The following is a 767-nucleotide window of genomic DNA, read 5'->3' as shown; positions in this document are numbered from 1 at the left end:
GACGAAAGAGAAAAATCAGAGCTCTTACTGGACTTACTGACACCCGTGATCAAATCATGGAGCTCCGAAGTTGGTGTAAAAGCGAATGATCTAGCGATTCAGGTGCTTGGCGGTGCAGGCTATACCAGAGAGTACCCTGTCGAACAATATTGGCGCGACAATAGGTTAAACCCAATTCATGAAGGAACGAATGGTATCCAGGCCTTGGATTTAGTGGGTCGCAAGCTATGGCAGCGCAACAGTAAAGGACTTCAAGTTCTGGTCTCTAAGGTGAATTTAGACCTTTCTCGTGCTAAAGAATCCAGTGAAAGGCTTCAAGCGTGGGCGCAAACAATTGAAGAACATTTGTCACTAGTGCATAGGGTTACTATGCAATTAGGCGCTGACCTTCAGAAAGAATCTCCTGACTTGACCTTATCTAATGCCAGTTCTTACCTTTCGATGTTTGCTCGCGTGGTGGTGTCGTGGCTGTGGTTACGCCAGGCCTTAGCGGCAGAAAAGGGGATTGCCGAAACTGAGCCCGCAAACCATGAAGAGCTTTCGTTTTACCGTGGCAAACTCCAGGCTGCTCAATATTATATTAAATGGCAATTACCATTAGCTAAGCACGAAGCAGATCTACTTTTGGGGCGAGACGATACCTGTTTTGAAATGCAGCCAAACTGGTTCTAGACCTTGAGACATAAACCAAATTCGAAAGCGGAGGAAAAAGTGAGCTATATTGAAGTCGATGTAAGAGGTTCGATCTTATTGATCAAGGTTAATCG

General features: G+C 45.4%; 1 protein-coding gene. It reads left to right on the top strand.

The window, feature by feature from the left end:
• A partial coding sequence (locus A3729_RS09275; RefSeq protein WP_197475732.1) for an acyl-CoA dehydrogenase C-terminal domain-containing protein occupies window positions 1-672 on the top strand: 672 nt, incomplete at its 5' end.
• Between the last annotated feature and the right edge of the window lie 95 nt (window positions 673-767).

Source organism: Oleiphilus sp. HI0043 (genome assembly GCF_001634935.1).
This window is presented reverse-complemented; position numbering and strand designations above follow the sequence as displayed.